Genomic DNA, 25,926 nt, shown 5'->3' with positions numbered 1-25,926 from the left:
CCGAGGTCATCGAGTACCGCGACCGCACGGTCGAGAAGCACGGCCTGCGCCTGCACGTCGCATCCGTGCAGGACTACATCGACCGGGGTGTGCTGAAGGAGCGTCCGGACGGGACGCGGAACCCCCTGCAGACCGTGCCGCTCACCGAGAAGATCCAGTCCGAGCGGTTCGACGCGGTCTTCGGCGGCGGCCGCCGCGACGAGGAGAAGGCCCGCGCCAAGGAGCGGGTGTTCTCGCTGCGCGACGAGTTCTCCCAGTGGGACCCGCGCCGCCAGCGCCCCGAACTGTGGCAGCTCTACAACGGCCGCCACGCCCCCGGCGAACACGTCCGCGTCTTCCCGCTGTCTAACTGGACCGAGCTCGATGTATGGCAGTACATCGCCCGCGAGGGCATCGAACTGCCGCAGATCTACTTCGCGCACGACCGTGAGGTCTTCCAGCGGGGCGGCATGTGGCTCACCGCGGGCGAGTGGGGCGGGCCCAAGGACGGCGAGAACGTCGAGAAGCGGCAGGTGCGGTACCGGACCGTGGGTGACATGTCCTGCACGGGCGCCGTCGACTCCGACGCGGCCACGCTGGACGCCGTGATCGCCGAGATCGCCGCCTCCCGGCTCACCGAGCGGGGCGCGACCCGCGCCGACGACAAGATGTCCGAGGCCGCGATGGAAGACCGCAAGCGCGAGGGGTACTTCTAGTCATGACCAGCACGATCAGCGCAGCCGGATCGATCGGCCCGGCCGGTACCACCATCGACACGCTGCGGTTCGCGACCGCGGGGTCGGTCGACGACGGCAAGTCCACGCTCGTCGGGCGGCTGCTGCACGACTCCAAGTCGGTCCTCACCGACCAGCTGGAGGCCGTCGAGCGCGCCTCGGCCAGCCGCGGCCAGGACGCCCCCGACCTGGCTCTGCTGACGGACGGCCTACGGGCCGAGCGCGAACAGGGCATCACCATCGACGTGGCCTACCGCTACTTCGCCACACCCCGCCGCCGCTTCATCCTCGCCGACACCCCCGGCCACGTGCAGTACACCCGCAACATGGTCACCGGCGCCTCCACCGCCGAGCTGACGATCATCCTGGTCGACGCGCGCCATGGCGTGGTCGAGCAGACCCGCCGTCACGCCGCCGTGGCCGCGCTTCTCCGGGTCCCGCACGTGGTCCTGGCCGTGAACAAGATGGACCTCGTCGGCTACGAGGAGCAGGAGTTCGACCGGATCGTCCAGGAATTCGCCGGCCACGCCGAGGAGTTGGGCCTGCCGGGCTTCACTCCGATCCCGGTGTCGGCGCTCGTCGGTGACAACGTGGTCGAACGCTCCGCGCACATGGGCTGGTACGCGGGCCCGGCGCTGCTGGAGTTCCTGGAGACCGTGCCGGTGGGCGCCGAGAACGCCGACGCCCCGGCGCGCTTCCCCGTCCAGTACGTGATCCGGCACGGCGAAGTCCGGTACTACGCAGGACAGTTGGTGTCCGGCTCGCTGCGGGTCGGCGACCGGGTGACGGTCCAGCCGTCGGGCGGGACCTCGCACATCACCGGCATCGACGTGCTCGGCACCGACGTGGAGGTGGCGTACGCGCCGCAGTCGATCACCGTGCGTCTGGCCGACCAGCGGGACGTCGCGCGCGGCGACATGATCACCGCGGGCGCCGACGTGCCCACGCTGACGCGGGACGTGCGGGCCGCCGTCTGCCATCTGGCCGAACAGCCGCTGCGCGTCGGCGACCGCGTGCTGGTCCGGCACACCACGCGGACCGTGAAGGCGATCGTGAGGGACCTCGGCGGCGTCGGCGAGCTGTCCGCGAACGATCTGGGCCGGATCACCCTGCGCACGGCCGAGCCGCTGGCGCTCGACGACTACGCCGACGTGCGCCGCACGGGGGCGTTCATCCTCGTCGACCCGGCGGACGGTGCGACGCTGACGGCGGGCATGGCCGACCTGGCCGAGCTCGCCGAGCCGACCGAGCCGGCATAGGCCCCCACGGGACGTGCACCTCGGACGCCCTCAACTCCCCAGCGTCAGCCGGGGTTTGGGGGCGTCCGTGCGTCCGGTGCGCGGTGGGCGGCTGCCGACGCGGTACGGGGCCGGCCAGCTCACTCCGGGGCCCTGGTAGCCCTGCTCGGCGGCGGCGTGGAGCGTCCAGTGCGGGTCGTACAGGTGCGGGCGGGCCAGGGCGCACAGGTCCGTACGCCCGGCGAGGATCAGGGAGTTGACGTCGTCCCAGGAGGAGATCGCGCCCACGGCGATCACCGGGACGCCCACCTCGTGACGGATGCGGTCGGCGAACGGCGTCTGGTACGAGCGGCCGTACTCGGGCCGCTCGTCCGCGACCACCTGCCCGGTGGACACGTCGACGGCGTCGGCGCCGTGCGCGGCGAAGGCGCGCGCGATCTCCACGGCGTCCTCGGCGGTGGTGCCGCCGTCGGCCCAGTCGGTGGCGGAGACACGGACGGTCATGGGCCGCTCCTCCGGCCACACCGCGCGCATCGCGTCGAAGACCTCCAGCGGGAAGCGGAGCCTGCGTTCGAGGGAGCCTCCGTAGCGGTCGGTGCGGCGGTTGGTCAGCGGGGAGAGGAAGCCGGAGAGCAGGTAGCCGTGGGCGCAGTGGAGTTCGAGCAGGTCGAAGCCGCAGCGGGCGGCACGCCAGGCCGCTGAGGCGAACTGCTCCCGTATGTCGGTGAGTTGGGCGCGCGTCAGTTCGCGCGGGGTCTGGCTGTCCGGCCGGTACGGGAACGGGGACGCCGCCACGAGCGGCCAGTTGCCATCCTCCAGGGGCTCGTCGATGCCCTCCCACATCAGCTTGGTGGAGCCCTTGCGGCCCGCGTGTCCGAGCTGGAGGCCGATGGCGGTGCCGGGTGCCTGTGCGTGCACGAATCTCACGATCCGGCGCCAGGACTCGGCCTGCCGGGGCGTCCACAGTCCGGCACAGCCCGGGGTGATCCGCCCGTCCGGGCTCACGCACACCATCTCGGTCATCACCAGGCCGGCCCCGCCGAGCGCGCGGGCGCCGAGGTGGACGAGGTGGAGGTCGCCCGGGACGCCGTCCACCGCTGAGTACATGTCCATGGGTGAGACGACGACGCGGTTGCGCAGGGTGAGGCCGCGCAGCCGGAACGGGGTGAACATCGGGGGCGTGCCCGGGGGGCAGCCGAACGCGCGCTCCACGTTCCCGGTGAAGCGAGGGTCGCGCAGCCGGAGGTTGTCGTGGGTGACGCGGCGGCTGCGGGTGAGCAGGTTGAAGGCGAACTGGCGGGAGGGCTGGTCGAGATAGAGCCCGAGGTTCTCGAACCACTCCAGGCTGGCCCGCGCCGCGCGCTGGGTGGAGGCGACGACGGGGCGCCGCTCGGCCTCGTACGCGGTGAGGGCGTCGGCCAGGGAGGGCTGCTCCTCCAGACAGGCGGCGAGGGCGAGGGCGTCCTCGACGGCGAGCTTCGTGCCGGAGCCGATGGAGAAGTGCGCGGTGTGCGCGGCGTCGCCCAGCAGGACCAGGTTCCCGTGCGACCAGTGCTCGTTGACGACCGTGCGGAACGTGGTCCAGGCGGACTTGTTGGACCTGAGCGGCCGTCCGCCGAGCGCGTCCGCGAAGATCTTGGCGCACCGCTCGACCGACTCCTGCTCGTCCACCTCCGCGAACCCGGCGGCGTGCCATACCTCCTCGCGCATCTCGACGATGACCGTCGACGCGTCGGCCGCGAACGGGTAGCCGTGGAGCTGCATCACGCCGTGCTCGGTCTCGGCGATCTCGAAGCGGAAGGAGTCGAAGGCGAAGTCGGCGGCGAGCCAGATGTAACGGCAGCGGTGCTCGGTGACGGAAGGGCAGAAGGCTTCCGCGTACGCCTCGCGGGTGGCGCTGTGGACACCGTCGGCGGCGATGACCAGGTCGTACGTCTCCACGAGCCAGGCCGGATAGGGCGCCTCGGAGTGGAAGCGCAGTTCGACGCCGAGCGAGCGGCAGCGCTCGTGCAGGATCTGCAGGAGCCGTTTGCGGCCGAGGGCGGCGAAGCCGTGGCCGCCGGAGGTGTGCCGTATACCCCGGTGGACGATGTCGATGTCGTCCCAGCGCACGAACTCGGCCCGCAGCGCCTCGTAGACCGCCGGGTCGGCGTGCTCGATCCCGCCGAGCGTCTCGTCGGAGAGGACGACGCCGAAGCCGAAGGTGTCGTCGGGCGCGTTGCGCTCCCAGACGGTGATCTCGCGGGACGGGTCGAGGCGTTTCAGCAGGGCCGCGGCGTACAGCCCTCCGGGGCCACCGCCCAGGATCGCGACCCTCATGCCGTCACCTCCCCCGCCACTTCGGCTGCCTCTTCTCCGTGTAGGCCGCGTGGAACTCCGCGTAGTCCTCGCCGTTCATGAGGAGGGCCTGGGTGGAGGCGTCCAGTTCGATCGCGGCGGCCAGCGGCATGTCGAGCTCGGCGGTGAGCAGGGCCTTGGTCTGGGCGTACGCGAGGGCCGGGCCCTCGGCCAGGCGGCGGGCCAGGGCGTGGGCGGCCTCGTCGGCGCCGCCCTCCTCCGTGAGCTCGCTGATCAGTCCGATCCGTTCGGCCTCGGCGGCCCGCACCGGCTCGCCGAGCATCAGCAGCCGGGTCGCGTGCCCGAGCCCGACGACGCGGGGCAGCAGGTACGCGGCGCCCATGTCACCGCCGGACAGCCCCACGCGCGTGAACAGGAAGGCGAACCGGGCCGAGGGGTCCGCCACCCGGAAGTCGGCGGCCAGCGCCAGTACGGCTCCCGCGCCCGCGGCCACCCCGTGCACGGCGGCGATCACCGGGAACGGGCACTCCCGTACGGCCCGCACGACCTGTCCGGTCATCCGGTTGAAGTCGAGGAGCTGGGCCGTGTCCATGGACAGGGTCGCGCCGATGATCTCGTCGACGTCACCGCCGGAGCAGAAGCCGCGCCCCTCCCCTGCCAGTACCAGGGCGCGCACCGACCTCTCGCGGGACAGCTCGGCGAGCAGGTCGCGCAGGTCGGCGTAGGCGCCGAAGGTGAGCGCGTTGAGCTTCTCGGGGCGGGCGAGGGTGATCGTGGCGACGCCGTCGGCGACCGTGCACCGCAGATGGTGCCAGTCGGAGGTGCGGGCGACGGAGCCGGTGAAGGGACTCATGAGGGGCGGCCTCCTCCGACGGGGAACGGGCCTACTTCTCGAAGCTATCACCGAAGTGTGACTGTCGTCAGGATGGCGCGATAGACCTGTTTCCGCCGTGGTCGCCGCCCCGTTCGCGCGTCACTCGGTCACGGATCCTCGACAGCCCGGTAACGGCGGGCGTGCTCGGGCGAGCCGGGGCGTTGACCTGGGTAAGCCGCCCGGCAACGGGGCCGACGGCCCTGTACGGCGCCCGCCGGGGGAGGCTCCCGAGGCGCGCCGTACCATGCATCAAGTTGAAAGCAGGACTTCCTGCTCCATGAACGGACCCGCCTTGCACGAACCCCCTGTTCCCGCCTCATGGCGCATCGCGCTGCCGCACACCGTCGCGGCCGTGCCCGTCGCCCGCGCGCTCGTCCGCACGGCACTGGCCGAGCTGGAGCACGCGGCCGACAGCGACACCGCGGAACTCCTGACCGCGGAGCTGGTCGCGAACGCCGTGGAGCACACGGCGGGGAACGGGCCCATAGAGCTGGTCGTGGAGCTGTTGCCGACCGGCTGCCAGGTCGAGGTGCACGACCCGGACCCGGCACCGCCGGGCGATCTCACCCACCCGTACCGCGCCGAGCCCGACCCCTGGCAGGAGCACGGGCGCGGACTGCTCCTCATCCGCGCCCTCAGCTCGTCCTGCGGCCACCGTCCGACGGAGGCGGGCAAGGCGGTGTGGTTCCGGCTGCCGGTGGTGCCGCCGCAGCGACGGCCCGTGTGACGTGACCGTACGGCGGGACCGTACGCCGTACGCCTACCGGGCGAGCGTCGCCACCAGGACCGCCTTGATCGTGTGCAGGCGGTTCTCCGCCTCGTCGAAGACCACCGAGTGGGACGACTCGAAGACCTCGTCGGTGACCTCCAGCGACTCCAGGCCGTACCTCTCGTAGATCTCGCGGCCGACCTTGGTGCCGAGGTCGTGGAAGGCGGGGAGGCAGTGGAGGAACTTGACGTCGGGGTTGCCGGTCGCGCGGAGCACGTCCATGGTCACGGCGTACGGGGCGAGCGCGCCGATCCGCTCGCTCCACACCTCCTTGGGCTCCCCCATGGACACCCACACGTCGGTGGCCACGAAGTCCACGCCGTTGACGCCCTCGGCGACGTCCTCGGTGAGCGTGATGCGGGCGCCGCTCACCTCGGCGAGCTTGCGGGCGTCCCTGACGACGTCCTCGGCGGGCCAGTAGGCCTCCGGGGCAACGATCCGGACGTCCATGCCGAGGAGCGCCCCGGTGACCAGGTAGGAGTTGCCCATGTTGAAGCGGGCGTCGCCGAGGTAGGCGAACGCGGTCTCCGTCAGGGGCTTGTCGCAGTGCTCGGTCATCGTCAGCACGTCGGCGAGCATCTGGGTGGGGTGCCAGTCGTCGGTGAGGCCGTTGTAGACGGGCACGCCCGCGTAGGCGGCCAGCTCCTCCACGGCGGTCTGGCTGTCGCCGCGGAACTCGATGGCGTCGAACATCCGGCCGAGCACCCGGGCGGTGTCCCGCACGGACTCCTTGTGCCCGATCTGCGAACCCGAGGGGTCCAGGTAGGTCGTCGACGCCCCCTGGTCCGCGGCCGCGACCTCGAAGGCACAGCGGGTGCGGGTCGAGGTCTTCTCGAAGATCAGCGCGAGGTTCCGTCCCCGCAGGTACCGCACCTCGGTCCCGGCCTTCTTGGCCGCCTTGAGCTCGGCGGCCAGCGCGAGCAGCCCGCGGAACTCCTCCTCGGTGAAGTCCAGCTCCTTGAGGAAGTGTCGGCCGGCGAGGGCGGTCGGGACGGTCGCCATGGGGGCTCCTGGGTAGGGGGACAGGTTTGCTGCGACAGGATACGGTTTTGGAAGTCTATACGATGACCCACATTTCTATACAGGGCGCCTGGCCCTTAGGGGCCCACCACCCACCCCCTTAGTCACCCACAGCCCCTCTCTCCACAGGACAGCTCATACACCGGGGACCGCCCCGCCCCCGCCCCAGCTCACTCCCCGGAATCTCGATCACCTCGACCCCCTGCTTACGCAAGTGTGTGTTCGTCGTCGCGTTCCTCTCATACGCGACGACAACCCCCGGCTCCACCGCGAGAACATTGCACCCGTCGTCCCACTGCTCCCGCTCCGCCGCGTGCACGTCCTGCGTGGCGGTCAGCACCCGGATCTCGCTCAGCCCGAGCGCGGCGGCGATCGCACGGTGCATGTGCTCCGGCGGATGGTCCGTGACCTTGAGCTCCTTGTCGCCGACGCCCGGTTCAATGGTGTACGAGCGGAGCATGCCGAGCCCCGCGTACTGGGTGAAGACGTCGCCGTCGACCATGGTCATCACGGTGTCGAGGTGCATGAGGGCGCGCCGCTTGGGCATGTCGAGCGCCACGATCGTCTCCGCCGAGCCGGCGGCGAACAGTTTGTGCGCGAGCATCTCGACGGCCTGGGGGGTGGTCCGCTCGCTCATGCCGATGAGTACGGCGCCGTTGCCGATGACGAGGACGTCCCCGCCCTCGATGGTGGACGGGTAGTCGGCCTGCCCCTCCGACCAGAGATGGAACGCCTCGCCCCGGAACAGGGGGTGGTGCCGGTAGATCGCCTCGAAGTGCACCGTCTCGCGCTGACGGGCCGGCCAGCGCATGGCGTTGATGGAGACCCCGTCGTAGATCCAGGCGGAGGTGTCGCGGGTGAAGAGGTGGTTGGGGAGCGGTCTCAGCAGGAAGTCGTCGAGTTCCATGACGTGGAAGCGCACGGAGGTCGGCTCCGCGTGCGCCTCCAGGAACTCCCGCTTGGTCATCCCGCCGACCAGGGCCTCGGCCAGCTCGGGCGTGGGCAGGGAGTCGAAGGCCGCACGCAGGTGGTCCGTGGCGAGCGGCCCGTACTCCTTCTCGTCGAAGACCCGGTCCAGGACGAGCGCCCGGGCTTCCGGGATCCGCAGCGCGTCGGTGAGCAGGTCGCCGAAGAGGTGGACGGTGACCCCGCGGTCACGGAGCACGTCCGCGAACCCGTCGTGCTCCGCGCGCGCCCGGCGGACCCACAGCACGTCGTCGAAGAGGAGGGCGTCCTTGTTGCTGGGGGTGAGCCTTTTGAGCTCGAGGTCCGGCCGGTGCAGGATGACGCGGCGCAGCCGCCCGGCCTCGGAGTCGACGTGGAATCCCATGCCTCCATCCTGACCATTCGGGCGGGCGTTCACCCCCCGGACGGCCGGATCGCGACGTTACGGAGACCCCCTCCCCGAAGCTTCTTCTCGTCCCCTTGACGATAAGGGTGCCTCCTCGTTATCGTCTGAGTGACACGAACAAGTGACGAGGGGGCTCTTCATGGCCGACATCACCAGACGCCTGGGCTGGCGACACCTGCGCGGCGCGCCCACCGCCCACGTCCGCCACCACCGCTCGGGCCGTCTGGTGCACGACGGGCCGGGACTGAGCTTCTGGTACCGCGCGCTCACCGCCGCGCTGTCCGAAGTGCCGGTCGACGACCGGGAGTTGGCCATGACGTTCCACGCCCGTACGTCCGACTTCCAGGATGTCGCGGTGCAGGCGACCGTCACGTACCGGATCAGCGACCCTGCGCTCGCGGCGGCGCGCCTGGACTTCTCCGTCGACCCCGACACGGGTGTCTGGCGCGGCGCGCCGCTGGAACAGCTCGCGACGCTGCTGACGGAGACGGCCCAGCAGCACGCGCTGGACGTCCTGGCCCGTACGCCGCTGTCGGCCGCGCTGGTGGACGGGGTCGCCGCGGTACGGGAGCGGGTCGCCGGCGGTCTGGCGGCCGAGCCACGGCTTCCCTCGACCGGCATCGAGGTCGTGGCCGTGCGCGTGGTGGCGCTGCGCCCCGAGCCCGAGGTGGAGCGCGCGCTGCGCACCCCCGCCCGGGAGCAGATCCAGCAGGAGGCGGACCGGGCGACGTACGAACGCCGGGCCGTCGCCGTGGAGCGGGAACGGGCCATCGCCGAGAACGAGCTCGCCAGCCAGATCGAACTCGCCCGGCGCGAGGAGCAGTTGGTCGACCAGCGCGGCACGAACGCGCGGCGCGAGGCCGAGGAGCACGCCGCCGCGGACGCGGTGCGAGCCGGGGCGGAGGCGGCACGGACCGTTCGGCTCGCCGAGGCCGAGGCCCAGTCGGCGCGGGCCGTCGGGGAAGCGCGGGCGGAGGCGCAGGCGGCGTGGCTGCGCGTGCACGGCGAGGTGGACGTGGCGACGCTGCGGGCACTGACGGGGACGCGGCTGGCGGAGAACCTGCCGCGGATCGAGAGCGTGACGGTGTCCCCGGACGTGCTGACCGGGCTGTTGGCGAAGCTCGGTGACGCGGCGGGAGGGTCGTCGGCGTGAGTCTCGCGCCGCGGGTGGTGCTGGTCCATCGCACCACGGAGTACGAGGAGTTGGTCGCGCGGCACGGGACGCACGGACAGGCGGCGTTCTTCCTGCGGTCGCGGGGGCGCGACATCCGCGAGGTGGCGGAGCGGGGCGGACGGGAACGGCGGGCGCTCGCGGAGGTGGCCGCCTCCGTGCCGCTGACGTGGCGTCAGGCGCGGGTGGAGCGGGGGGACCTGGACCGGTTCCTCTTCGCGCCCGAGGACGTGGTCGTGGTGGTGGGGCAGGACGGGCTGGTGGCCAACGTGGCGAAGTACCTCGCGGGGCAGCCGGTTGTCGGGATCGACACGGATCCGGGGCGCAATCCCGGGGTGCTGGTGCGGCACGCGGTGGCGGACGCACCGAAACTGCTCGCCTCCGCGCCGGGCCCGCGTGCCGTGGTCGACGAACTCACCATGGTCGAGGCCGTCGCCGACGACACGCAGCGGCTGGTCGCGCTCAACGAGATCTATCTGGGCGCGGCGGGGCACCAGACCGCCCGGTACCGCCTGGGGCTCGAGGACGACGGGGGTGTCGTCGAGCCCCGGGCCGAGCCCCGGGCCGAGCCGCAGGCCTCGTCGGGGGTGCTGGTCGGGACGGGGACGGGGGCGAGCGGGTGGCTGCGGTCGGTGTGGCAGGAGCGGTCGAGTGCCCTGTCCCTGCCGGGGGTGACGGAGGCGCGGCTGCTGTGGTTCGTGCGGGAGGCGTGGCCGTCTCCGGTCACGGGGACGTCGTTCGTGGCGGGTGAGCTGTCCACGTCGGCGCGGCTCCGGCTGACGGTCGAATCGGATCGGATCGTCGCGTTCGGGGACGGGATGGAGGGGGACGCGATGGAGCTGACATGGGGGCAGACGGTGTCGGTGGGGGTGGCGGGGGTGCGGTTGCGGTTGGTGGGGTGAGCACCGGGTTTGTCCGCCCCCGCCGCACGGTTTTCAGGGGCGGGGAACTGCGCGACCAGCCACCCCCAACCGGCACTTCACCTCACAGTCGTGGATCCACCGGCTCCGACTCCAGCGCCAGCACCCCGAACACCGCCTCGTGCACACGCCACAGCGGCTCGCCCTCGGCCAGCCGGTCCAGGGCCTCCAGGCCCAGGGCGTACTCCCGGGTGGCAAGGGACCGCTTGTGGTTGAGGAAGCGGTGGCGGAGGCGGGCGAGGTTGTCCGGGCGGGTGTACTCGGGACCGTAGATGATGCGCAGGTACTCACGGCCACGGCACTTGATCCCCGGCTGGACAAGACGCCCCTTGACGTCACGGACCACCGCGCCGGCGGGCTTGACCACCATGCCCTCACCTCCGCGCCCGGTCATCTCCAGCCACCAGTCGATCCCGGCCCGCACCGACTCCGCGTCTCCCGTGTCCACGAACAGACGCCGGGTCGTCTGCAGCAGCCCGCTGCCGTCGTGCTCGACGAGACGGTCGATCAGGGACAGCTGCTCCTCGTGGGGCAGGGCCGCGAGGCTGCGGCCCTGGACCGCGAGGATCTGGAAGGGCGCGAGGCGCACACCCTCCAGGCCGTCCGTCGTCCAGCAGTACCGCCGGTAGGCGTCGGTGAACGCCGCCGCGTCCGCGGCGCGCTCCCGCTGCTTCGCCAGCAGATCGCCCACCTCCACGCCTCGCGCCGCCGCACCCTCCAGCGCGGCCAGCGCACCCGGGAACGCCGCCCCGGAGGCCGCGCCGACCGCCGCGTACTGCGCCCGCAGCAACCCGGACGCCTTCAGCGACCACGGCATCAGTTCGGCGTCGAGCAGCAGCCAGTCCGTCTCCAGTTCGTCCCAGAGACCGGCCGCCGACACCGACTCCCGCACCCGTCCGAGGATCTCCTCCGTCACCGCCTCGTCGTCGAAGAAGGGGCGCCCGGTACGCGTGTAGAGGGAGCCCGTCGGGCCGTCCGCCACGCCGAAGCGCTCGCGCGCCACCGCCGCGTCCCGGCACACCAGCGCCACCGCACGCGACCCCATGTGCTTCTCCTCGCACACGACCCGCGCGACCCCGTCCGCCGCGTACTGCGCGAAGGCCTCGGCCGGGTGCTCCAGGTAGCCCTCGATGTGGGAGGTCGCCGTCGGCGCCATGGTGGGCGGCAGGTACGGGAGCAGGCGCGGGTCCACCGCGAAACGGCTCATGACCTCCAGGGCCGCCGCCGCGTTCTCCTCGCGGACCGTGATCCGTCCCGCGTAACGGGTCTCCACGGTCCTGCGCCCGTGCACGTCCGCGAGGTCCAGCGGCCGTCCCTCGTGCCCGCCCGGCGCCTCGGAGGCGAGCGGCTTCGTCGGCTCGTACCAGACGCGCTCGGCCGGTACGTCGACGAGCTCCCGCTCCGGCCAGCGCAGCGCGGTCAGCTTGCCGCCGAAGACCGCGCCCGTGTCGAGGCAGATGGTGTTGTTGAGCCAGGTGGCCTGCGGGACCGGCGTGTGGCCGTACACCACCGCCGTGCGGCCCCGGTAGTCCTCCGCCCACGGGTAGCGCACCGGCAGGCCGAACTCGTCGGTCTCGCCGGTCGTGTCGCCGTACAGGGCGTGCGAGCGCACCCGGCCGGAGGTGCGGCCGTGGTACTTCTCGGGCAGGCCCGCGTGGCAGACGACGAGCCGGCCGCCGTCGAGGACGTAGTGGCTGACCAGGCCGTCGACGAACTCCCGTACCCGCGTGCGGAACTCGTCGTCCTCCTTCTCCAGCTGCTCGATGGTCTCGGCCAGTCCGTGCGTGTGCTGGACCTTGCGGCCCTTCAGCCAGCGGCCCAGCTTGTTCTCGTGGTTGCCGGGCACGCAGAGCGCCGTGCCCGACGCGACCATGGACATCACGCGGCGCAGTACACCCGGGGTGTCCGGGCCGCGGTCGACGAGGTCGCCGACGAAGACCGCCGTACGGCCGTCCGGGTGCGCGCCGTCGACGTAGCCCAACGTGCCCAGCAGCGACTCCAGTTCGGACGAGCAGCCGTGGATGTCGCCGATGATGTCGAACGGGCCGGTGAGGTGCGTGAGGTCGTTGAAGCGCTTCTCGGTGACGACACTCGCGTTCTCCACCGCCTCCACTCCCCGCAGGACGTGCACCTTGCGGAAGCCCTCGCGCTCCAGGTGCCTGAGGGAGCGGCGCAGTTCACGGGTGTGGCGCTGGATCACGCGGCGCGGCATGTCGGCGCGGTCGGTGCGGGACGCGTTGCGCTCCGCGCACACCTCCTCCGGCACGTCGAGGACGATCGCGATGGGCAGCACGTCGTACTTCTTGGCGAGGTCGATCAGCTGGCGGCGGCTCTCCTGCTGCACGCTCGTCGCGTCGACGACCGTGCGGCGGCCGGCCGCGAGCCGCTTGCCCGCGATGTAGTGCAGCACGTCGAAGGCGTCCCGGCTGGCGCTCTGGTCGTTCTCGTCGTCCGCGACGAGGCCGCGGCAGAAGTCCGACGAGATCACCTCGGTCGGCTTGAAGTTCCTGTGGGCGAAGGTCGACTTGCCGGAGCCGGACGCGCCGATGAGCACCACGAGGGAGAGGTCGGTGACGGGCAGGGTGCGCCCCTGGGCCGACTCGGTCCGCGTCTGGTTCTCGATCTGGTTCTGGGTCTGGTTCTGGGTCTGGTTCTGGTTCTGGTTCTCGGTCATGCCGCCTTCGCCTCCTTCGCGTTCTCGTTCTTCTCGTTCTTCTCGTTCGGGGTGCTCGTCGCGGCCGCGTTCACGGAGAACACGGCCATCTGGGTGGGCGGTCCCACCTCGGGGTCGTCGGGGCCGACGGGTACGAACTCCACGCCGTATCCGTGCCGTTCGGCCACCGCCTCCGCCCACGCCCGGAACTCCGCACGTGTCCACTCGAAGCGGTGGTCGCCGTGCCGGACGTGCCCGGCCGGGAGGCTCTCCCAGCGGACGTTGTACTCGACGTTCGGCGTCGTCACGAGCACGGTACGGGGCCGGGCGGAGCCGAAGACCGCGTACTCCAGCGCGGGCAGCCGAGGCAGGTCGAGGTGCTCGACGACCTCGCTGAGCACGGCGGCGTCGTAGCCCTTCAGCCGCTTGTCGGTGTACGCGAGCGAGCCCTGGAAGAGCGTGACGCGCGAGGCCTGACGCTCCCCCATGCGGTCCAGCTTCAGCCGGCGCGAGGCGATCGTGAGGGCGCGCACCGAGACGTCGACGCCGACGATCTCGGTGAACCGCGGGTCCTTGAGCAGCGCCTGCACCAACTGGCCCTGTCCGCAGCCGAGATCGAGCACACGCCCGGCCCCGGCGAACCGCAGTGCCCCGATGATCGCGTCCCTGCGCTGCACGGCGAGCGGAGTCGGCTTCTCCTCGGTCTCGCCCTCCGCCTCGACCGCGTTGTCGATCTCCTCGACCTCGCTGTCATCGGCCTCGGCCAGCCGTACGAGCTCCAGGGCCTCCATGGCCTGGCGCGTCAGCGACCAGCGGCGCGAGAGATAGCGGCTGGTGATCAGCTTGTGCTCGGGGTGGTCCGGCAGCCAGCCCTCGCCGGCCCTCAGCAGCTTGTCCACCTCGTCGGAAGCCACCCAGTAGTGCTTGGCGTCGTCGAGAACCGGGAGGAGGACGTACAGGTGCCGCAACGCCCGGGCCAGGGTCAGCGTCTCGGACTCCAGGACAAGGCGTACGTAACGCGAGTCGCCCCACTCGGGGAACTGGGTGTCCAGCGGCACGGCGTCCGCGGTCACCGTCCAGCCGAGCGGCTCGAAGAGCGCGCGGACGAGGTCCGGGCCGCCTCTGGCCGGGAGCGCGGGTATCTCGATGCGCAACGGGCGTACGGCCTCAGGGAGTTCGGGCCGGGCGTGGCAGGTGCCCTTCATCGCGCTGGAGAACACGGAGCTCAGCGCGACGGCGAGCAGGGACGAGGCCGCGTAGGGGCGGTCGTTCACGTACTGCGCGAGCGCCGCGTCGGGCGCGCCGCCGCGGCCCTTGCCCTTGCCGCGCCGGACCAGCGCCACGGCATCCACCTCCAGCAGCAGCGCGGCCGTACAGCGCTCGGCGCTCGCCTCGGGGTAGAGGACGTGGGCCGTGCCGTAGGAGGTGGAGAACACCTGCGCCCTGTCGGGATGCTTGTGCAGCAGGAAACCGAGATCGGTCGCGGGGCGCTCCGGTGTGCCGGTGGTGCTGATCGTCAGGAACACTGTGGTTACACCTCGAAATACCTTCTGAGCTGCGAAGACTCATCGTGCCGTGAAACGCGGTGCACATGTCGTAGCAGCCCTGCGCTACGGTCAGCCGGCCACGGGAGCGCCTCTCTTCTTCGGCGCGCCCCGACAACGTACAGCGAACGACCGCGGCGACTCTCGAGATTTTCCGCTCACCCATGCTCGCTCGGCCCGAGGAACGATCAGGGTTGCCGCCCGGCGGGTCAGAGCGACGCGAAGCTGATGACCGCTGCGCGGGGCACCGTGGTCGTTGCGACGTGACTCATCCTGCCGGTCTCGCCGTCCAGGGCGAACGTGGTCACGTTGTTCGAGTCCATGTTGCAGGCGAAAAGGAACGTGCCGGACGGCTCGATATTGAACTCGCGCTGCATTTTCCCTCCGGTCTCGACCTCGTCCACGAATGTCAAACGACCCGTACCCTGGTCGAACGCATAGACTGTAATGGTGTCGTTCCCGCCCTTGGAGCTCCTTGTCCGGCGCGTGGAGGCGTAGACGAACCGGCCGTTCGGGTGCACGCGTATGTCCGCCGGTGAAGGACCGTCGTACTCGAAGACGCTGCCTTCGTACTTGTCCGGCGTAAGATCGTCGGCCGAGACACCGATCGTTTGAATGTGTCGGACGTCGCCGGTCTTTTCATTCAATTGAAAGGCGGAGATGGATGGGGACCATTCGTTGGTGACGAAGAAGAACGGAGCCTTCGGATGTGTCGCAACGTGCCTGGGCCCCGATCCCGGCGCCACCGGGAACGCCTTTCCCGTCAGTCGGCGAGAACGGGGACCGTAGGGGTAGACATAGATGTGGTCGTAGCCGTTGTCCGTCGCGATGATCCAGCGTTCTGTGCTGTCGAGTGCTATGCCGTGGCACGCCGGGCCGTTCTGCACCATGGAGTCCGCCCCCAGATTCTCGGGCCGCAGCTCTTCGCTCCCGGGCGCCATCCCTTCGGTGAAGGTGGCAACGTCCAAGGGGTCACCCATCGCCCCGTCCGCTCCGAGAGGGAACAGCGCGACGGTGGCATCGTCCGTAGGCCGCTCGATGGCCCACGCGCCCCGCTTTTTCACGATCAGCGTGACCCTGCTGATCGCCCCGCGATTGCTCGCGACCAGCCTGCCGTTCGTACGGTCGACCAGAACGCCGGACGGATTGGAGCCCATGGAATGCGCGGTCTTGAGGTGCTTCAGCGATCCATCGGTGGAGTTGATGGCGAACGCATAGACTCCACCGCCGTAACCGGGTATGCCGTCCTGCGCTGTCGTACGATTGGTGCCATAAACGAAGCGCCCGTCGAGCGACGTACAAATACCGTCGCAATTCATGTCCGCGAATTCCGACCCTGTCTCGCTCACCGGCTCCAGCGATCCGTCGGCCATGTCGACGCGAAAGGCCTTGATGCCGCCGCCGGTAGACCCTCCGTTCCATCCTTCGGTTCCGAGGCCGACATAGGCGAAAAGACGTCGGCCGTCCGCACTTGCAGAGGAAGCAGAGGCAGGGGAAGCGAGGAAGGAAGACCCCAGGGCAACCCCGGAACCCTGAACGAAGGTGCGTCGCGACATCGACTTTCCGTGCATTTCATTCTCTCCTTGAATTCTGCCCGGCCTGCTGTCGGCGGGCGGCTCCCGTGCACACCCGCATCCTGGAGGCGCGCCGCTCGACTCTGGCCCGTGCGACAGAGGAAACACGGGGAGACAGCTGGGAACTGACGGAGAGTCCGCCGTCAATCCATCCGCCGATGCCTGACCTGGATCATCGGCTTCGCGGGGCGGGCGCGCGGAGGACGAGATCCTGGTGCTCCAGACGGTCTCGTACCCGAGTCGCGGGCCGGTCGACGCCAAATCGGTCGACGCCGAACCGGTCGCCGCCGGGCCGATCGGACGGTCCCCCGCGCCGCCCGACCGGCCATCGGCCGTACAAGCGGGGACGCTATCGGCCGACGACCGGTCCGGTCTTGGACGAATTTGCACTCGCCGAGAGTGCCAGTGCCCCCTCCACCCGGCGGGAGGCCACCATCTGTCCGGGTGTGGTGCCGGCGATGGCCCGGAACTCGCGGTTGAGGTGCGCCTGGTCGTAGAAGCCGCAGGCCGTCGAGATCTCGGTGAGGCTCGCGGCCCCGCGGCCGAGCATCGCCACGGCGTGGCGGAAGCGCAGAACCCGGGCCGACGACTTGGGCGTCAACCCGACCTGCTGCGTGAACCGCCGGATCAGGTAGCCCTGGCTCCATCCCACTTCGGCGGCGATACGGGCGATCGGGATCGCCCCCGCACTGCCGGAGAGCAGTCGCCAGGCGTGGCCGACCTCGGGCGCGGGCTCGGGTCCGCGCCCGATCCGGGCGAGCAGCGCCGCGTCCAGCAGGTCGAACCTGGCCGACCAGTCCCGGGTGGACGCCAGCCGCTCCACCAGGGTCCCGGCCTCGGGCCCCAGCACGTCCCGTATCCCGACGGCGAGGTTCGTCAGCTCGTTCATCGGCATGCCGAACAGCCGGTAGGCGCCCAGGGGCGTGAACTCGACCCGGATCGCCTCCTGGCCGCCGGGATGCACACAGATCGCGGGCCGGTCCTCCAGCCCCACCACCAGCGACCCGATCCTCCCGCTCGACCCGCCCGCTACACCCAGCCGGCGGACCTCGGAGAACGGCTCCGCGAGGCTGATCACCAAGGTCGCGTGCCCGGTCGGCACCAACCGCGCCTCGTACGGCGAGGTCACCGCTTCCCAGTAGCCGACACAACTGCGCAGGAACGGCCTGAGCCCCGGATGCCAGGGCCGCGTGACCCGCCACAGACCACCGAGCCGCGCCACCTCGACCCCACCCGTACCCGTACCCGCACCCGCAATGCCGCCATGTGCCCCATGAACCACCGAGAGGCTCCCCTCACCCCAAGGGACGGTCCCAAGCAAACCGCCTGACAGCTCCGCCATACCCTCGTGGGCCGCCCGGCATGGCAGCCAATCCGTACGCGTGCTTCACAGTTCTTGACAGTGTCCCCGCGAAGCCGGCATGCCGTCGGCCCCCGGGATCATCCGATCCCGGGGGCCGAAGGGGACAGGCTTCGCTCAGTTGGCCGCGACGTGGAGGCCGCCACCCGCCGTGAGGCCCGCGGGCGAGGCAACGGCCAGGAGGTCGGCGCAGACGTCCGCGAGCGGCGTCTCGAGGGAGAGACCGCCGGAGGCGCCGCCTGCGAGACCACCGGAGACGTTGTCCAGAGCGGCGTCGGAGATCTCGGCGGTTGCAACCTGGGGAGTGACGTTCATGACGGGCTGTTCCCTTCGAATGAGCACGTGTGAGTGGCAGAGCTCGCCCCGTCCCGGCGTCAGGAGCCGGTCCGGGCGACGTGCGCCACGCGCAGGATCCAAACACGCCGACAGGATGACGGCCAGCCGCCCGAGGCTCGAACGGGACGCGGTGAGCAGAGGGACTTCACCGGTGTGATCGCACCATGACCGGCGCGACCGACTCCTTCACAGGGCCTGCCGTCCCGCTGCACGCAGGATCGTTGCCACCGACTGCCCCAGAGCGGACACTTCGGCGCCAAACCCATTGAGCACCCGCGCGTCTGTGACGACTGTTCAGGTTCCTTACGACCGGTCGGTGAACGGTGTGCAGGTTCACCGAAGTTTCGGCTGGCGACCGGGGCGCCGCCGCCCGGAGAGAGAGCCGATCACCTGCGGACCGTCCCCACGCCCTGCGACCACCCACCACCGCTCTGTGGCGGGTCCGGTGCGGCGTCCGGACACAGGTGCGCATTTCTGGGTACTCGCCGTTCACGCCCACCTTCTGAGGAGATGACCCGGATGCTGTACATCGGACTGCTCCTCCTCGCGGCCACGGGTGCGTTCACCGGCCTGGTGATCGCCTACAACCTGTCCGGCGGCCCCGAGTACACCGTGTCGGTGTTCGACCAGGACATCGTCACCATGAACTCCCTCGCGATCTTCTGCTCGGGTCTGGCGTTGGCCGTCCTCTTCTGCCTGGGCCTCGGTCTGGTCCTGGTGCGGAGCGGGTCCGCACACCCCCGGCACCGCAGACCGCGGGGGCCCGGCAGGACGCATGAGACCACCACGGTGCGACACCACGAAGGGACCGGGGACGACCATGGTCGGTGATCCTGACGACGACCTGCGAGCGCGGCGACAGGGCGTCGACGGCCATCGCACGGTGCCGCACACCGCCGACATCCGCGTCGAGGCCTGGGGTGCCAGCCGGGAGCGCTGTCTGGCGGAGGTGGTGCTGGGCATGGTGGAGTGCTTCGCCGACGTCTCGGCGGTGCGCCCCATCGCCGTGGAACGCGTCCGCCTGGCAGAGGACACCGACGACGACCTGCTGGCCACACTGCTGGACGAGGTCCTCTTCCGGCTGGAGGAGCACGGCAGGGTGCCCGTGGACGTGGAGGTGGACACGTCCGACGAACCCGGCGACGGCCTCGACGTGCGGCTGGCGGTGGCGGAGCTGACGGCGGTGGAGGTCACCGGTGCCACTCCGAAGGCGGTCTCGTGGCACGAGCTGCACATCGCGCCCGGCCCGTACGGCTGGTCGTGCGCGGTGACGATCGACGCGTGAGGGCGGGGCACGGCCGGAGTACGGCTGCTGTTCGCCGACCGCCACGACCGCGCTCACGTCCCCCTCCCGGCCGGGACAGGGGCGCATCACCCCGCGGGCGCCTTACTGTGGGGACATGGGCGGCGGCGTGGTGACGCTGTTCCTGTGCGGCGATGTGATGCTCGGGCGCGGTGTCGACCAGATCCTCGCGCACCCCGGTGATCCGGAACTGCGGGAGGACTACGTCAGGGACGCCCGGGAGTACGTCCGGCTCGCGGAGTCGGCGAGCGGCCCCATCCCCGCCCCCGTCGAACCCTCCTGGCCGTGGGGCGAGGCACTGCGGGTGCTGGCGGAGGCCGCCCCGGACGCCCGGATCGTGAACCTGGAGACGTCCGTGACACGGCGTGACGCGTTCGCGTACGGCAAGGCCGTCCACTACCGCATGCACCCGGAGAACCTGCCCGCACTGGCGGTGGCCCGGCCCGACGTGTGCGGTCTGGCCAACAACCACATGCTGGACTTCGGCCGCCCGGGCCTGACGGAGACGCTCGACTCCCTGGCCCGCGCGGGCCTGCGCGCGGTCGGTGCCGGACGGGACGCCGACGAGGCGTACGCGCCCGCGGAGGTGCCCGTCGCCGGCGGGGGCCGTGTGCTGGTGTTCTCGCTCGGCGCCCGGTGCAGCGGCATCCCGCCAGACTGGGCGGCGACCGCGGAGGTGCCCGGCGTCGCGTACGTCCCCGGTCTGTCGGCGGCCACGGCCGACGCGGTGGTCCGGCACGTACGGCGGGCCAGGCGTCCGGGCGACATCGTGGTCGTGTCCGTGCACTGGGGTTCCAACTGGGGATACCGCGTCCCCCGGGAGCAGCTCCGCTTCGCGCACGCCCTGGTGGACGGCGGTGTCGACGTCGTCCACGGTCACTCCTCGCATCACCCGCGACGCGTGGAGGTGTACCGCGAGCGGCTGATCCTGCACGGCTGCGGCGACTTCATCGACGACTACGAGGGCATCGCCGGGTACGAGGAGTACCGCGACGACCTCCGGCTCGTCCACCTCGTCTCGTTGGCGGCGGACACCGGGCGGCTCACCGGACTGCGCATGGTGCCCCTCCGGGCCCGCCGTATGCGGCTGGAACCCGCGCCGGACGAGGACCGCGCCTGGCTGCGGGCCACCCTCGACCGCATCAGCGACGGCGTCCGCATCAGCCTGACGGCCGACGGCACGCTCACGCTGGCGCATCCCACGACCACGGCCGGACCCTCATGACCAGGGCCCGTGAAAGGGCTCCATGGGCATGGGCTCCATGACACGGGAACGGCCCGAGGGCCCGGACACCGCGGTCACCGGATCGCCGACGCCCGGGACGCACCGCGTCGCCGCCTGTCGCCGTACGTCCGCGCAGGTGGGAGTCGGTCGGTCGGGTCCTTGCAGCGTGCGCGGGGCCGGGCCGGCGGGCGTTCCCGCTCGCCCGGCGGGGCGACCTGCGCCACGCTGAGATGCGGGCGGCCCACGCGCGCCGCCCGGCGTTCCGGCGCACCCGGCCCCCGCCGCGTTCCGCCCCACGGTGCGAACCCCACCGCTCGCATCCACCCTGCCGACCGCCCCCAGATCGAGCCGTTCACCCCCTCCCCACTCCCCACTCCCCCCGACCGACCCGACTCCGACGTGACGGGAGCCCACCGGATGAACACAGCCCCACCGGAGCCACCGCCGGGCGTCGCGGCGTCGGGCACGCCCGCTGGCCCACGCATCGGCCTGCTCGGCTCGTACGGCGGCTTCAACATGGGTGACGAGTCGATCCTGACCTGTCTGCTGGGCTGTCTTCGCGCCCTGCGCCCACAGGCCCGGCTCGTCGTCTTCAGCCGGAACGCGGAGCACACCCGTACCCACCGCCGCGACGCGGACGAGGTGGTGGACTGGGAGGGCGTCAGCCGCAACCAGGTGCTGGACGCGCTGACCGGCCTCGACCTGCTGGTGCTGGGCGGCGGCGGCATCCTCTACGACGGCGAGGCCCGCCGCTATCTGCGGCTGGTGCGGGCCGCGCAGGAACGCGGTGTGCGCACGTTCGCCTACGCCGTCGGCGCCGGGCCGCTGCGGGAGCCGGACGACCGGGAGGCGGTGCGCACCGTCCTGGCGGAGATGGACGACGTCGTGGTGCGGGACGAGGAGTCCCGGCTCGTCCTCGAGGAGGTCGGGGTCGAGCGGGAGATCGTCGTCACCGCGGATCCCGCGCTGCTGCTGGCACCGGAGCCGTTCACCGACCGGATGCTGAGCGACGAGGGCATACCGGCGGGCGCCCGGCTGGTGGGGATGTCGGTGCGGGAGCCGGGCCGCGCGGCCGAGCACCTCGACGAGGGCGGGTACCACGCGCTGCTCGCCGACGTCGCCGACTTCCTCGTACGGCGCCTGGACGCGCACGTGGTGTTCCTGCCGATGGAGCGCCACGACGTGCGGCACGCCCACGCGGTGCTGTCCCACATGACCGCCCCGGACAAGGGACGGATCCTGCACGGCGCCTACAGTCCCGGGCAGCTCCTCGGTTTCATGCGCCACCTGGACCTGGCCGTCGGTATGCGTCTGCACTTCGTGATCTTCGCCGCGCTGTCCGGGCTGCCGGTGCTGCCGCTGCCGTACTCCGGCAAGGTCTTCGACTTCGCGCGCCGCATCGGGGCGCCGGCCCTGGTGGGGGTGGCGCGCGAGCAGGCCGGACTGCTGCTGGCGGAGGTGGACCGGCTCTGGGACGAGTATCCGCAGCGCCGTGCGGTACTGCGGTCCAGGGTGCGGGAACTGCGCGCGCTCGCCGAGGAGACCTGCGTCCGGTGCGGGAACCTGCTCGACGGCCTCGACAGGGCCGCGCCCACGCAGGCGGCACAGTCGCCGCCGATCGCCTCGGAGGTCCGCCCGCTGAGCGCGTGACCTGCCCGTAAGCGGACCGACCCGAGCGGGCCCGGCCGGACCGGCCGGACCCCACCCGACCCGGACCGACCAGACCCGACCCGACCGACCGACCGACCGACCGGACCGATCGGACCCGATGGGAAGCGTCCGGCCCCGACCGGACCCGTCCAGGGCGCGGAGGACGCCGATGCCGATCCTGGAAGAGCCCCCAGAGCACCGCACCGTCACGCTGCCGCCGCGGCCCGCCCGGCACGGGGGCCGTACCGACGTCCTGGTGGTGGGCGGCGGGCCCGCCGGGTGCGCCGCCGCGATCGCCGCGGCCGACGCGGGGGCGGACGTGGTGCTCGTGGAGCGTTACGGCTTCCTCGGCGGCAACGCGACCGTGGCGCTCGTCATGCCGCTGATGTCGTTCCACAACGAGCACAAGCAGGCCGCGTTCACCGAGGCCGGGGACCTCACCCGGCTGCTGCCCACCGACCACGGCGAGGGCGAACCGGTGGTCGCGGGTGTCCTGTGGCGGCTGCTCGACCGGCTCACGGCGCGCGGCGGCTGCGTCCCGCCGTCCCTTCGGACCGGGTACACCGTGCCGTTCGACCCGGAGATCTTCAAACGGGTCCTGCTCGACCTCATGGACGAGGCGGGCGTGCGGATGCTGTTCCACGCCTTCGCCTCCGCCACGCTGCCGCTGCCCCTGGACGACGGCTGGCGGGTGGTCTTCGAGACCAAGTCCGGGCCGGTCGTGATCGACGCGCAGGTGGTGGTGGACGGCACGGGCGACGGTGACGTCGCGGTCGCGTGCGGGGCGCCGTACGAGATCGGGCGTCCGGAGGACGGGCTGGTGCAGCCGATGACACTGATGTTCCGCGTCGCCGAGTTCCTGCCGGAGCGATTCGCGGAGTACGTGCGGGCGCACCCCGACCAGTGGCGCGGCGTGCACGGGCTGTGGGACCTCGTACGGCAGGCCACGGCGGACGGCGAGCTGGAACTGCCGCGCGAGGACGTGCTGTTCTTCGCCACCCCGCATCCGCACGAGGTCAGCGTCAACTGCACCCGCCTCACCAGAGCGCTCGGCACCAGCGTGTGGGACCTCACCCGGGCCGAGTACACGGCCCGCCGGCAGCTGGAGCAGATCGACCACTTCCTGCGCACGCACGTGCCCGGCTTCGAGGACTCCTACGTCGTGCAGAGCGGCACCCACATCGGTGTCCGCGAGAGCCGCCGGGTCGTCGGCGACTACCAGCTGACGGGCGACGACGTCCTGGCCGCCCGGTCCTTCCCGGACGTGATCGCGCACGGCGCCTACCCGGTCGACATCCACAACCCGGAGGGCACGGGCACCCTCCTCAGGCGGGTGCCGACCGGCCGCTTCTACGACATCCCGTTGCGCTGCCTGCTGCCGCGCGGTCCCGACCGTCTGCTGGTGGCGGGGCGCTGCATCTCCGGTACGCACGTGGCGCACTCCTCGTACCGGGTGATGCCCATCGCGATGGCGACCGGACAGGCGGCCGGGGTGTGCGCGGCGCTGTCCGTCCGCCGGGGGCACGTCCCGCGAGAGGTGCCCGCGTCCCTCGTCCAGCGGGAACTGCTGCGGCAGGGCGCCCGGCTGCACACCGACGGGACTTCAGCCGTCCCACGATGACTTCCCGGGTCCCGCGATGATCTCAGCCGTCCCGCGACGACTTCAGCCGGCCCACGCACCACTGCCGGGCCGCGACGGCGACCTCCTCCAGCGCGCCGGGTTCCTCGAAGAGGTGGGTGGCCCCCGGCACGATGTGCACGGAAGTCGGGCCTCCCAGCCGCCGTGCCGCCTCTTCGTTGAGCCGCAGCACCACCTCGTCGTCGCCGCCGACGATCAGCAGCACCGACGCCCGTACGGCCTCCAGCGCGTCCTCGGCCAGGTCGGGCCGCCCGCCCCGCGACACCACGGTCAGCACGCGGTCCGGGCGCTCGGCGGCGGCGACCAGGGCCGCGGCCGCGCCGGTGCTGGCGCCGAAGAGGACGATCGGGAGGCCTTGGGTGTCGAGCTGCGTGTCCAGCCAGTCGACCACGGCCACCAGGCGGTGACCGAGGAACGGGATGTCGAAGCGATGCTCGCCCGTCGCCGCGTCGTCGCGCTCCTCCCGCTCGTTCAGCAGATCCATCAGCAGCGTGCCCAGTCCCGCGGCCCGCAGCTCGGCGGCCACCATCCGGTTGCGCGGGCTGTGCCGGGAGCTGCCGCTGCCGTGCGCGAACAGCACCACCGCCCGCGCCCGCTCCGGCACGATGAGGTCGCCCGGGAGGGTCGCGCTGTCGGTGGGCACCAGAACCATCTCGGAGATCATCGGGATCCCTTCTTCCCAGGTCGGCCGACCCCGCGGATCGATGTGTCCGGGTCCTCCCCACCGCGTACCCCGTCCCGGCCGATCGTTCCCACCGTGTACCCCTGTCCGGGCCGATCGTTCCGGTTGTGTGTGGCTGGTCGCGCCCACGCGGCGGAGCCGCAGGATGTCACGGCCTCGCGCCGCTCGACGGGCCTGCGGCCGTCGAGCGGCGCGAGGCGGCGCTGTGCCTACGACAGCTGGGTCTGGACCTGGGAGGAGATCAGCTCCAGGTGGTCCAGGTCGTCGAGGTCGAGCACCTGGAGGTAGATCCGCTGGGAGCCGACGGCCTGGTAGCGGCCGATCTTGTCGACGACCTCCGCCGGGGAGCCGGCGAGCCCGTTGGCCTTGAGCTCGTCGACCTTGCGGCCGATCGCGGCGGCGCGGCGGGCGACCTCGGCGTCGTCCTTGCCGACACAGACGACCAGGGCGTTCGAGTACACCAGGTCGTCGCCCCGGCGTCCGGCCTGCTCGGCCGCCGCGCGCACCCGGTTGAACTGCCGCTCGCTGTCCTCGACCGAGGCGAACGGCATGTTGAACTCGTCGGCGTACTGCCCGGCGAGGCGGGGCGTGCGGCTCGCCCCGTGCCCGCCGACGAGCACCGGCACCTTGGTCTGCGCGGGCTTGGGCAGCGCGGGCGAGTCGGCCAACTGGTAGTAGGTGCCCTCGTAGCTGAAGGTCTTGCCGGCCTCCGTCGCCCACAGCCCGGTGACGATGGCGAGCTGCTCCTCGAGCCGGGCGAACTTCTCCTTCGGGAACGGGATCCCGTACGCCTTGTGCTCTTCCTCGAACCAGCCCGCGCCCAGGCCGAGTTCGACGCGTCCGCCCGACATCTGGTCGACCTGTGCGACCTGGATGGCGAGGACCCCGGGCAGGCGGAAGGTACCTGCGGTCATCAGGGTGCCGAGCCGGATGCGCTTGGTCTCCCGGGCCAGCCCGGCGAGGGTGATCCAGGCGTCGGTGGGACCGGGCAGGCCGTCCACCGAACCCATGCGGAGATAGTGGTCAGAACGGAAGAAGGCGTCGAAGCCGAGGTCCTCGGTGGCCTTGGCGACGCCGAGAAGGGTGTCGTAGGTCGCCCCCTGCTGGGGCTCGGTGAAGATACGGAGATCCATACTTCCCATCCTGCACGCTCGAACAGGGGTCAACCCCACTGGTCCCCTCCGTCCCTCGCCGCCTCGGTCGAGTGAAATTCCGTCAACCCGGCGCCGCCTGCGGGGCCTCTCAGTGACCCGCCCCAGCGGTGATCGTTGGCGTGGGCGGAGCCGGACCGCCCGGCACCCGTCGCCGGCGGCCGCTGCCGGGACGCCTGCCCAACGTGGCCCCCGTGCCGAGGGCCGAGGGCCGAGGAGGCCTTGATGTCCCAGGAAGCCGTGCCGGAACAGGCCGTGCCCGCGCAGCCCAAAGGGCTGCTCCAGCAGATGGAGGAGCTGATGGCGGCCCTCAACGCCGACCTGTCCCAGCTCGACGCGGACCTCTCGGGCTCCCGCCCCACCCTCACGGACGGCCCCGACCACGCCTGATCCCCTCCTCCCTCCCCCGGCCCCCCGCCCTCCCACCTCCCTCACCACCGGCAACACCCACACCC

At 71.6% G+C, this 25,926-nt stretch carries 22 protein-coding genes; 11 read left to right on the top strand and 11 right to left on the bottom strand.

Going from position 1 to position 25,926, the window contains the following annotated elements; translation table 11 throughout:
- Window positions 1-695: sulfate adenylyltransferase subunit CysD (gene cysD, locus AB0959_RS28915; protein ID WP_366829542.1), on the top strand; the 695-nt coding region annotated here is incomplete at its 5' end.
- Between the two features lie 2 nt (window positions 696-697).
- Window positions 698-1,972 carry a GTP-binding protein gene (locus tag AB0959_RS28910; RefSeq protein WP_366829541.1) on the top strand — a complete coding sequence of 425 codons (1,275 nt, stop codon included), beginning with the start codon at window positions 698-700 and terminating at the stop codon, window positions 1,970-1,972.
- A gap of 30 nt (window positions 1,973-2,002) precedes the next feature.
- On the opposite strand, the gene AB0959_RS28905 is transcribed toward AB0959_RS28910, so the two are convergent.
- Together AB0959_RS28905 and AB0959_RS28900 are read right to left on the bottom strand one after the other, a co-directional pair.
- Complete coding sequence (locus AB0959_RS28905; protein WP_366829540.1) at window positions 2,003-4,270, bottom strand: bifunctional salicylyl-CoA 5-hydroxylase/oxidoreductase; 2,268 nt, start codon at window positions 4,268-4,270, stop codon at window positions 2,003-2,005.
- A 4-nt stretch (window positions 4,271-4,274) separates the two neighbouring features.
- Window positions 4,275-5,102 carry an enoyl-CoA hydratase family protein gene (locus AB0959_RS28900; RefSeq protein ID WP_366829539.1) on the bottom strand — a complete coding sequence of 276 codons (828 nt, stop codon included), beginning with the start codon at window positions 5,100-5,102 and terminating at the stop codon, window positions 4,275-4,277.
- 298 nt (window positions 5,103-5,400) lie between these two features.
- Between AB0959_RS28900 and AB0959_RS28895 the strand changes: the two genes are divergently transcribed.
- Window positions 5,401-5,850: an ATP-binding protein gene (locus AB0959_RS28895; protein ID WP_366829538.1), complete on the top strand. Its 450-nt coding sequence runs from the start codon at window positions 5,401-5,403 to the stop codon at window positions 5,848-5,850.
- Window positions 5,851-5,883: 33 nt separating this feature from the next.
- Here AB0959_RS28895 and argF read toward each other — a convergent pair whose 3' ends face one another.
- Together argF and AB0959_RS28885 are read right to left on the bottom strand one after the other, a co-directional pair.
- Window positions 5,884-6,894 (bottom strand): ornithine carbamoyltransferase, encoded by a 1,011-nt coding sequence (argF, locus tag AB0959_RS28890; protein ID WP_366829537.1) that lies wholly within the window; start codon window positions 6,892-6,894, stop codon window positions 5,884-5,886.
- Between the two features lie 118 nt (window positions 6,895-7,012).
- Complete coding sequence (locus AB0959_RS28885) at window positions 7,013-8,242, bottom strand: arginine deiminase (RefSeq protein WP_366829536.1); 1,230 nt, start codon at window positions 8,240-8,242, stop codon at window positions 7,013-7,015.
- A 160-nt stretch (window positions 8,243-8,402) separates the two neighbouring features.
- Between AB0959_RS28885 and AB0959_RS28880 the strand changes: the two genes are divergently transcribed.
- Together AB0959_RS28880 and AB0959_RS28875 are read left to right on the top strand one after the other, a co-directional pair.
- Window positions 8,403-9,416, top strand: a complete 1,014-nt coding sequence (locus AB0959_RS28880) for an SPFH domain-containing protein (RefSeq protein ID WP_366829535.1) — start codon at window positions 8,403-8,405, stop codon at window positions 9,414-9,416.
- Window positions 9,413-10,336: a hypothetical protein gene (locus tag AB0959_RS28875; protein ID WP_366829534.1), complete on the top strand. Its 924-nt coding sequence runs from the start codon at window positions 9,413-9,415 to the stop codon at window positions 10,334-10,336. Before AB0959_RS28880 ends, AB0959_RS28875 begins: the two co-directional genes overlap by 4 nt.
- A gap of 82 nt (window positions 10,337-10,418) precedes the next feature.
- On the opposite strand, the gene AB0959_RS28870 is transcribed toward AB0959_RS28875, so the two are convergent.
- The 5 genes from AB0959_RS28870 to AB0959_RS28850 all read right to left on the bottom strand — a co-directional run bounded on the left by AB0959_RS28870 (window position 10,419) and on the right by AB0959_RS28850 (window position 17,800).
- A complete protein-coding gene (locus AB0959_RS28870) occupies window positions 10,419-13,028 on the bottom strand; it encodes a polynucleotide kinase-phosphatase (RefSeq protein ID WP_366829533.1) in 2,610 nt (869 codons plus the stop codon).
- Window positions 13,025-14,533, bottom strand: a complete 1,509-nt coding sequence (locus AB0959_RS28865) for a 3' terminal RNA ribose 2'-O-methyltransferase Hen1 (protein ID WP_366829532.1) — start codon at window positions 14,531-14,533, stop codon at window positions 13,025-13,027. The genes AB0959_RS28870 and AB0959_RS28865 overlap by 4 nt, the downstream gene beginning before the upstream one ends.
- Before the next feature lie 227 nt (window positions 14,534-14,760).
- Window positions 14,761-16,122 carry a beta-propeller fold lactonase family protein gene (locus AB0959_RS28860; protein WP_366829531.1) on the bottom strand — a complete coding sequence of 454 codons (1,362 nt, stop codon included), beginning with the start codon at window positions 16,120-16,122 and terminating at the stop codon, window positions 14,761-14,763.
- A 352-nt stretch (window positions 16,123-16,474) separates the two neighbouring features.
- Window positions 16,475-17,347: an AraC family transcriptional regulator gene (locus AB0959_RS28855; RefSeq protein ID WP_366829530.1), complete on the bottom strand. Its 873-nt coding sequence runs from the start codon at window positions 17,345-17,347 to the stop codon at window positions 16,475-16,477.
- Between the two features lie 255 nt (window positions 17,348-17,602).
- Window positions 17,603-17,800, bottom strand: a complete 198-nt coding sequence (locus AB0959_RS28850) for a hypothetical protein (protein WP_366829529.1) — start codon at window positions 17,798-17,800, stop codon at window positions 17,603-17,605.
- A 540-nt stretch (window positions 17,801-18,340) separates the two neighbouring features.
- Between AB0959_RS28850 and AB0959_RS28845 the strand changes: the two genes are divergently transcribed.
- From AB0959_RS28845 to AB0959_RS28825, 5 genes are all read left to right on the top strand, one after another.
- Window positions 18,341-18,652 carry a hypothetical protein gene (locus AB0959_RS28845; protein WP_366829528.1) on the top strand — a complete coding sequence of 104 codons (312 nt, stop codon included), beginning with the start codon at window positions 18,341-18,343 and terminating at the stop codon, window positions 18,650-18,652.
- Window positions 18,642-19,106 (top strand): archease, encoded by a 465-nt coding sequence (locus AB0959_RS28840; protein WP_366829527.1) that lies wholly within the window; start codon window positions 18,642-18,644, stop codon window positions 19,104-19,106. The genes AB0959_RS28845 and AB0959_RS28840 overlap by 11 nt, the downstream gene beginning before the upstream one ends.
- Window positions 19,107-19,221: 115 nt before the next feature.
- Window positions 19,222-20,349 carry a CapA family protein gene (locus AB0959_RS28835; RefSeq protein WP_366829526.1) on the top strand — a complete coding sequence of 376 codons (1,128 nt, stop codon included), beginning with the start codon at window positions 19,222-19,224 and terminating at the stop codon, window positions 20,347-20,349.
- A 417-nt stretch (window positions 20,350-20,766) separates the two neighbouring features.
- Window positions 20,767-21,999 (top strand): polysaccharide pyruvyl transferase family protein, encoded by a 1,233-nt coding sequence (locus tag AB0959_RS28830; RefSeq protein ID WP_366829525.1) that lies wholly within the window; start codon window positions 20,767-20,769, stop codon window positions 21,997-21,999.
- Window positions 22,000-22,168: 169 nt separating this feature from the next.
- On the top strand, window positions 22,169-23,620 hold the full coding sequence (locus tag AB0959_RS28825) for an FAD-dependent oxidoreductase (protein ID WP_366829524.1): 1,452 nt from the start codon (window positions 22,169-22,171) through the stop codon (window positions 23,618-23,620).
- 22 nt (window positions 23,621-23,642) lie between these two features.
- On the opposite strand, the gene AB0959_RS28820 is transcribed toward AB0959_RS28825, so the two are convergent.
- Together AB0959_RS28820 and AB0959_RS28815 are read right to left on the bottom strand one after the other, a co-directional pair.
- The gene (locus AB0959_RS28820; protein WP_366829523.1) at window positions 23,643-24,302 is read right to left on the bottom strand and encodes an alpha/beta fold hydrolase; all 660 of its coding nucleotides are present in this window, start codon (window positions 24,300-24,302) and stop codon (window positions 23,643-23,645) included.
- A 227-nt stretch (window positions 24,303-24,529) separates the two neighbouring features.
- The gene (locus AB0959_RS28815) at window positions 24,530-25,453 is read right to left on the bottom strand and encodes an LLM class F420-dependent oxidoreductase (protein ID WP_366829522.1); all 924 of its coding nucleotides are present in this window, start codon (window positions 25,451-25,453) and stop codon (window positions 24,530-24,532) included.
- 243 nt (window positions 25,454-25,696) lie between these two features.
- On the opposite strand from AB0959_RS28815, the gene AB0959_RS28810 reads away from it, so the two are divergent.
- Complete coding sequence (locus AB0959_RS28810) at window positions 25,697-25,861, top strand: hypothetical protein (RefSeq protein ID WP_366829521.1); 165 nt, start codon at window positions 25,697-25,699, stop codon at window positions 25,859-25,861.
- The last annotated feature ends 65 nt before the right edge of the window (window positions 25,862-25,926 follow it).

Origin of the sequence: Streptomyces sp. NPDC046862 (assembly GCF_040704615.1) — a bacterium.
Lineage (GTDB): Bacteria > Actinomycetota > Actinomycetes > Streptomycetales > Streptomycetaceae > Streptomyces.
This window is presented reverse-complemented; position numbering and strand designations above follow the sequence as displayed.